The organism is Apibacter sp. (assembly GCF_025291155.1).
Taxonomy (GTDB): domain Bacteria; phylum Bacteroidota; class Bacteroidia; order Flavobacteriales; family Weeksellaceae; genus Apibacter.
Map to the genome: position 1 here is coordinate 1 of NZ_JAMBJZ010000101.1, position 6,051 is coordinate 6,051.

General features: G+C 30.3%; 6 protein-coding genes. All 6 read right to left on the minus strand.

The features are described 5' to 3' along the window. Window positions 1-265: 265 nt before the first annotated feature. On the minus strand, window positions 266-1,447 hold the full coding sequence (locus M3Z80_RS08655) for a C1 family peptidase (protein ID WP_293919201.1): 1,182 nt from the start codon (window positions 1,445-1,447) through the stop codon (window positions 266-268). Window positions 1,448-1,455: 8 nt separating this feature from the next. Continuing rightward, the gene (gene lepB, locus M3Z80_RS08660; protein WP_293919202.1) at window positions 1,456-3,063 is read right to left on the minus strand and encodes a signal peptidase I; all 1,608 of its coding nucleotides are present in this window, start codon (window positions 3,061-3,063) and stop codon (window positions 1,456-1,458) included. A gap of 81 nt (window positions 3,064-3,144) precedes the next feature. Further along, window positions 3,145-3,846: a 4-hydroxy-tetrahydrodipicolinate reductase gene (gene dapB / locus M3Z80_RS08665; RefSeq protein ID WP_293919204.1), complete on the minus strand. Its 702-nt coding sequence runs from the start codon at window positions 3,844-3,846 to the stop codon at window positions 3,145-3,147. A gap of 36 nt (window positions 3,847-3,882) precedes the next feature. Next, entirely contained in the window at window positions 3,883-4,485 is a 603-nt protein-coding gene (locus M3Z80_RS08670) for a DUF5683 domain-containing protein (RefSeq protein ID WP_293919206.1), read from the minus strand. Beyond that, window positions 4,482-5,366: a ParB/RepB/Spo0J family partition protein gene (locus tag M3Z80_RS08675; RefSeq protein ID WP_293919208.1), complete on the minus strand. Its 885-nt coding sequence runs from the start codon at window positions 5,364-5,366 to the stop codon at window positions 4,482-4,484. Before M3Z80_RS08675 ends, M3Z80_RS08670 begins: the two co-directional genes overlap by 4 nt. A gap of 3 nt (window positions 5,367-5,369) precedes the next feature. Then, the coding region (locus tag M3Z80_RS08680; protein ID WP_293919210.1) for a ParA family protein at window positions 5,370-6,051 on the minus strand (682 nt) is incomplete at its 5' end.

Sequence of the window (6,051 nt, forward strand, 5' to 3'; positions counted from 1 at the left end):
TTGAACAAACCGATTTGGCCGCGCGGCTATTTATACATAATGACTAATTATAGGAAAACCCTGTAAAATGTGTTTGTCTTAGAAAAGTTCTATTTAGGCGAAGCCCGGAGCTTTTGCGCAGACATAATATGACATTATAGGAAAATCTTTTAATTCTGCCAGAATTCTGAAATGTTTAATTTTCCTATAATTTATATTATGTTAAATAGGTTTTTGAGATATAAAATTACTCATACCTCATGAAATTTTATTAATTAAAAAATTTTTAAGACATTAAGTTTAGTTTTTTTCTTAATTTTTTAGGAAGTGCATTTTTATTAAGTAAAATTGCTGTAGTTTTAAATTGAACGTAAGTTTTCGTTACATATAAATATCCTTTGAAATCATTGGTATCTCCCCAGGAATTTTTAATTAAATAATATTCTTTACCGTTTTGATCTTTTGAAATACCTACTATATGCATAGCATGATCATCAGTTGTTGATTTATTATTAATAGCTTCCTGACGCATTTCTTCTGTTATAATTTTTTCAGGTTTTGGATGTGTAAATAAATTTGCCCGCTCTTCCGAAGATATTGCATATAGATTTGTATCAGGAACATAAGCCAGTCCGTTTTTCCAGCTGAAATATGCTTCACTTACATCAGTTGCCCAGCAAACGGTATATCCTAATGATAAAGCATGATCTATACAATCCGTAAGTTCAGCCATAGGTATGTTATACATCTTATCTCCGCTCCAGTTATCCGGCAAGGGTGGATAAAATTGTTTATAGTATTGGTAATCTTTAAATGAGGTAATTTCAATATAATCATCTGGATTTAAATCCACTATCTCTTCGGCAAATGTTTTGGGAGTATACTCTTTTCCATTATATATAAATGTTTCAGGAACTTTTCCTAAATATTTATCTAATATTGATGAAAAATTTATAGTCCAGTTAGTATTTATAGGAGCTTTTTTAGCTATAATTTTATCCAAATTATTTTTAAGCTCTATCTGCATTTCTTTAAAATTGTTCTTTACAGCTCCATTGATTAATCCAGTATATGCTTCTTGGGGCATTATCCCATATTTTTTATACATATTGATTACATCATGCAATGAACCGCCATCTCCATAATTTAAAAACCCGTCCATCATTACATAATTTTTGGCCTTTTCTTCATAAGTTTTTCTTGCAGTATAGATTTCTGCTATATCTAGAACGCGTTTATGTTTTTTATAAATTTCAGACTCAAGAAAAGAATTTCCTGCATAGCTCCAGCATGTTCCGGATGAACCTTGTTGTTTCACAGTAGTGTTATCAAGCTGTTTGACTAGAGTAAATTGGAAATTAGTATTATTTGATTTATTATTTATAATTTTTTTTATTAAATCCTCTTGAGCATATATTGAGGATTGAGTCGTAACTAATGTTAACAGTACTAATAGAATTTTCCTCATTGATTAAATTATTTATTTTTTTCTTTCTTTTTCTTTTTGTTAAAATAATCATAAACGAAATAGCCGCCTAATAGAATTATAAAAACGGGTAAATAATTAGTCTTTTCTTGTAAAGGTACATTTGTATTAACTGTTCTGAACATTCGATCCCATCTAATTTTAAATTTTGCGGGATGTCCATAAGGATCGTTTTCAAATAGTCCTTGAATACTCAACCAGGTAAATATTGGCGTACCTATAATGTGATCTTCAGGAACATAACCAAAATATCGGCTATCTAAAGAATTATCTCGATTATCCCCCATCATCCAATAATAATTTTGTTTTATAGTGTATGTACTAGTTTCTTTACCATTTATGAAAAATTTACCATTGATTTCTTTCAAATTATTTAATTCATAATTTTTTATAATTCGTCGATATTGATTTATATTTTGGCTAGTCAATTGAATTACATCTCCTTTTTTAGGTATAGTAATTGGTCCATATTGAGAACCGTTCCAACCACTATGTAAGGGAAAAATAGAATTAGTTGTATCGATTTTAGTTTTAGAAACATCTTTATAATGAATACCCTCTTCCCCTTTTTTCGCATATAAAATTTGAATAGAATCAACTGTATCAAAATTTTTTATTTTATCTGAATATTCTTTAGTTAACCCTTTGAAATAGTATACGTTTTTTCCATGTTCATCTAGACCATCTTGATAAGTAGCATAGCCTAATAAGTCTTCGATTTTTCTTTGGCTGATTCCTGCTTCTGTAGTGTATACTAAATAATCTCTTTGTTGCTGTTCATCTTTTTTTATGTCTTCAGGCTTTCCATTTATAAATAAATTACCATCGATAAGCTGTATTTTATCTCCGGGTAAACCTACACATCTTTTAACATAAGGATCTTTTCTATCAATGGCTGTATGTAATGAATCTGTAGGATAATTAAATACTACAATATCATACCTCTCAATATTTCGCCAGCCGGGAAGCCTCATGTAAGGCAAACGAATTTTATCAACATAAGAATTGATTTGATTTTGTGGTTTTTGATTATCTCCCAAAGGAATTTTATTTTGGAGAAAAGGAAGAGCTACCGGTGTCATCGGTATTCTTATTCCGTAATTAAGCTTACTTACAAAAAGAAAGTCTCCAACCAATAATGTTCGTTCCATAGATGCGGTGGGAATAGTAAAGGGTTGAATTACAAAAGCATGAACAATTGTTGCAAAGACAACCGCAAATAATACTGCTGAAATAAAAGTTTCTTTTCTCTCTTCTTTTCCGCTGTATTTTGTTTCAGAAGAATAATTTATATAAGCTAGGAAAACAAATGAGAAAAATAATACTAATACGGCATCTAAGTAAGAACGGCGATTGTAATGTCTTATAAAATCCACTAATATTACCGCTCCCATAATTGGACCGACAATAGGTATAAATACAATAAGAAGCCACCACCAAGGTCGATGAATTATTTTTAAAGTAATAAAAATATTATAAAATGGTAATAAAGATTCCCAAGCTTTTCTACCTGCTTTTTGAAATAGTTTCCAGGTAGTTAAAAAATATAATATATTTGTAATTAAAGCGAATAATAAATAATATTGTAGTAAATGCATGAGAAAATTCTTTAAATTTTTTTAATAATATTGTCTTTTACTTTTTTAGTTTCTTTAATAATTTTAGTAAATTATTCTAACTTAAAAGCCAAGTACGTCTTTCATGGTAAAAATACCTTTCTTCCCAATTAACCATTCTGCGGCAATTAGTGCTCCCATAGCAAAGCCTTTTCTAGAATGGGCAACGTGTTTTAATTCGATATCATCAATAGATGAATTATAGATAACCGTATGTGTTCCGGGTACGTCATGAACTCTCTTTGCCTCAATACCAAGCAAATTATTATTTGTTTTATATGATAAATTCCAACCATCAAAGTTGTATATTGGAATAATTTCTTCAGCAAGAGTTATAGCTGTTCCACTCGGTGCATCTTTTTTTTCTGTATGATGTATTTCTTCGATATGAACTGTATATTCTTGATATTTTTTCATTATTTCAGCTGCTTTTTTATTTATTTCAAAAAATAAATTAACACCCAAACTATAATTGGAAGAATAAATAAACCCACCATTGTGCTCTGTACAAAATTCTTTAACTTTAGGGAGCTTATCCAACCATGCGGTAGTTCCACATACAACCGGCACTCCAATTTCTAAGCATGCCATCACATTTTCGTAAGCAGTAGAAGGCGTTGAGAATTCAATAGCTACATCTGCGCCATTTATATTTTTTTTGGTTGGTTTTTCTTCTAATCTGGCTACTATTTGGTGATTTTGTTTTTGAGCTATTTCTTCTATGGCTTTACCCATTTTACCATAACCTACTAAAGCTATTTTCATAAATTATATATTAATTAATTATAAACATTTTTAATTTCAAAAAGATAAACAAAAAGAAAGTCCTACTTTTTGATTAGTAAATATAGTATTATTTGCATCTTCCATTATAACTGGTCGAATAGCAAGATCCTTATCTTTATCAAATATTGATAGATGAGCATCAACGGTAGCATCTACTATATTCAAAAGGTAAGCGAGTGAGGTTAATACAATGGCATAATCTCTATTTCTTCGCTCAGAATCCTGAGCATTTGCTAAAACCTTTGGGCTTATTCCTGCTACATCCGAAAATTTATGTTTTTGACCGCTAAGTTCCGCTAAATATGCCTTATGGTATTTATTATATCTATCATCGTAATATTTAATAAATCCTATTCCAGTACCTATAATTCCTAATACAATGGGAGCTTTTATATATTTTTTATTATATAATTGGCCTAAACCGGGAAGTATGGCGGAATACAAGGATGCTTTTAAAGGACTTCTCAACATAGTCTGAGTAAGTGAGTCTGTTTTATTAATATTTCGGATTATAACTCCATCGTCAGTGATCGTCGCATCATTTTTTTTTTGATTTTGCGCTAAAATAAAACATGTTAAAAATAATGAAATTATAACCAATATTTTCTTTTGTATCATTCTAATAATTTCTGAATCCTTTCAAATTCTTCAGTTGAATCAAAGTTAATGATAATTTTTCCTTTTCCTTTATCGGTTGCTTTAATTTCTATATTAGTTTCAAAGTAATCTTCAAAACTTTTCAAACCTTTTTTTAAATGATTAGGTAATTCTTTTTCTTTGGATACTTTTTTAATTTTAGGATTTTTAAAAGTACGTATAAAATTTTCAGTTTGTCTTACCGATAATTGTTCGCGTACTATTTTTTCATACACAAATAATTGTTTCTCTTGTTCTTCTAAGGAAATAAGGGCTCGTCCATGTCCCATAGATATGATACTATCTCTTATACCTGTTTGAATTATTGGAGATAATTTTAAAAGTCTTAAATAGTTTGTAATGGTGCTTCTGTCCTTCCCCACTCTGTTGCTCAGGTTTTCTTGAGTAATATTGATTTCCTCAATTAATTTCTCAAAGCTCAGGGCAATTTCAATAGGGTCTAAATCTTTTCGCTGGATGTTTTCAACTAAAGCCATTTCTAAAAGTTCCTGATCATTAGCTAGTCTAACAAATGCAGGCAATTTTTTTAATCCGGCTTGTTTGGAAGCACGATATCTACGTTCTCCAGAAATTAAATCATATTTATCTCCATTCTTACGAACTGTTATAGGTTGAATTAAACCTAGCTGTTTAATAGAGATTGATAGTTCGTCTAATGCTTTTTGATCAAAATTAGTTCTAGGTTGATTGGGATTGGTTATAATGTCATCAAGAGAAATTTCCAAAATATTACCTACCAGTTCTTCAGCTCCTGCTTCTTCAGCAGAATTTACTTTTTTTGAACTTTCGCTTAAAATTGCGGATAGGCCTCTACCCATAGCTCTTTTTTTGTCTATAGCCATAATTTATTTTACTTCTGCCTTATTTTTATTTAAAACTTCTTCTGCAAGTAATATATAATTAATAGCTCCTTTGCTTTCTGCATCATATTTTAGAATAGATTCGCCAAAACTTGGAGCTTCGCTTAAACGTACATTTCTTTGAATGAGACTGTCAAAAACCATATCCGGGAAATGTGTTTTTACTTCTTCTACCACTTGATTTGATAAGCGTAGGCGTGCATCGTACATTGTTAACAATAGTCCTTCAATGGTGAGATCAGGATTATGTAGCTTTTGTACACTATTTATAGTATTTAATAATTTTCCTAAACCTTCTAATGCAAAATATTCACATTGAATGGGAATGATTACAGAATCAGCGGCTGTAAGAGCATTTAAGGTAATTAATCCTAAAGATGGTGCACAATCAATGATTATGAAATCATATTCATTTTTTATGTCCTTTAATGCTTCTTTTAACATATATTCTCTGTTAACTTTATCGACTAATTCAATTTCAGCTGCAACGAGGTCAATATGAGCTGGTATTAAATCCACATTAGGGGACGTAGTCGGTTGTACTGTATCTTTTGCTGAAGCACTATGTTCAAGAACTTCATAGGTTCCTACTTCAACTTCTTCTACATTAATACCTAAACCTGAACTTGCATTTGCTTGTGGGTCTGCATCGATAAGCAATACTTTT